Source organism: Mesorhizobium sp. M0601, assembly GCF_040320845.1.
Classification (GTDB): Bacteria; Pseudomonadota; Alphaproteobacteria; order Rhizobiales; family Rhizobiaceae; genus Mesorhizobium.
In genome coordinates this window covers 1-1,550 of the sequence record NZ_JAMYQK010000105.1, presented here as the reverse complement: position 1 = coordinate 1,550, position 1,550 = coordinate 1, and the positions used below count along the sequence as shown (strand labels likewise).

The window sequence follows — 1,550 nt, the reverse complement described above, 5'->3', positions numbered from 1 at the left end:
GTCGACCGTGAACAATCCGGCCCCTAAGCGGCGACCGGCTTGGGCCGGAGTTGGAAGAGAGCGATCAAGAGGGACAAAAAACCCTTCAGCCACCTGAGCAGGAGGGAGAAGTTGTAGCCGGCGGCGGCCAGGATGGCGTTGACGGCGTCGCCCTGCTGGCCGGCGAGGTAGTTGCGACCCATGCGATGCTCGGCCTTGATGTGGCCGATCACCGGTTCGACCGCCGACCGCCGCCGCATCTGGCGTTTGATTGCCGGGGTGACGCGGCGTTTCTGGCCGCTGGTGAAGACCCTGAACTTGTGGCTCTGGGGTGCGTTGTGGCCGCGATAGCCGGCGTCGGCGAGGATGCGGCCGATCTGGTTGCCGATGATCTCTTCCATGTCGGGGATGACGCTTGCCAGCGTGTGGCCGTCATAGGGATTGCCGGGCAGTGCTTTTGCATGCAGGGCGAATTGGCCGCCCTTGGAGCGCTTCAGCGTGGTGGCCACCGACACCTTCACTCCGAACTCGTAGGGCATGTGCGCCTTGCCCTTGCCGATGCATTCCACCTCGTGCGCGTGCAGGCTGTATATCTTGCGGCCGCGCTGGCGCTGACGCTGCTCGAGAACGGTGGCGGCCTGGTAGAGCGGCCATTTGAAGAGCGCGTCCAGCCCCGCATCGCCGGCGACCTGGCGGGCGATGTCGCGAATGGTCCGGCCGAGATAGGTCTTGAGCCTGCGCAGCGCCTTGTTGGCCCGCTTGAACTGCTTGGCGTGGGCATAGCGCTGGTGCTTGATCAGCGCCAGCTTGCCGACCCGCACATAGCTCTGGCGCAAATTGAGCCCCGTCTTCCTGGCCAGCCGCACCAGCCGCTCGCGCGCCCGGTGAATGAGCTTGGCGTCGGTCGGGAACATCACGTTCTTCGGCTGCACGGTTGTGTCGACGATCACCTGGCGCGTGTCGGACGGCTTCATCGCCCCGGTCTTGACCGCGAGGCTGAGGCTTTCCTGCAACAGCGCCGCGATCCGCTCCTCGCCCATGCGGCTGCGCCAGCGCGTCATCGACGAGCGGTCGAACGGCAGCGCGTGGCAGAAGAATTCCTCGCCGCAAAGATATTGGAAGTAGGGGTTCTCCACCCAGCGCTCGCACAGCACCTCATCCGACAGGTTGAAAGTGTGCTTGAGGATGGCCAGCCCCGCCATCAGCCGGGTCGGCAGCGGCGGCATGCCGGGGCCGTCCGAATAGACGGCGCCGAAACGCTCCTCCAGCACCGGCCAGTCGATCGCCAGCGCCAGCCGCACCAGCTCGTGCTTCATATTGATGATCTGATCGAGCCTGGAGCGGAACAGATCCTGCTTTCCCGTCTCGCGCTTCTCGCGTGGCCTGGACATTCGCCGTCCCCTCGATTCGCCGCCGCCGAACCAAGTGAATCACGCTCCGCAGCACAAGGGAATCGCAAAACGAATTGCAGGAAAACAGCCCCCATAAACCGCTAATCCTGCAATCCAAAAGCCGCTATCCGCCTCAATCAACATGCCAGATCAACGGCTTGCGGATAGTTCACGGTCGAC

General features: G+C 64.1%; 1 protein-coding gene. It reads right to left on the bottom strand.

Annotated elements, in window-relative coordinates; translation table 11 throughout:
• Window positions 1-23 precede the first annotated feature (23 nt).
• The gene (locus NKI41_RS33000) at window positions 24-1,370 is read right to left on the bottom strand and encodes an IS5 family transposase (RefSeq protein WP_352687221.1); all 1,347 of its coding nucleotides are present in this window, start codon (window positions 1,368-1,370) and stop codon (window positions 24-26) included.
• Window positions 1,371-1,550 lie beyond the last annotated feature (180 nt).

What these genes read in the sequence shown, in the direction of transcription:
- NKI41_RS33000 (WP_352687221.1), bottom strand. Translation starts at nt 1,370, where the DNA reads ATGTCCAGGCCACGCGAGAAGCGCGAGACGGGAAAGCAGGATCTGTTC.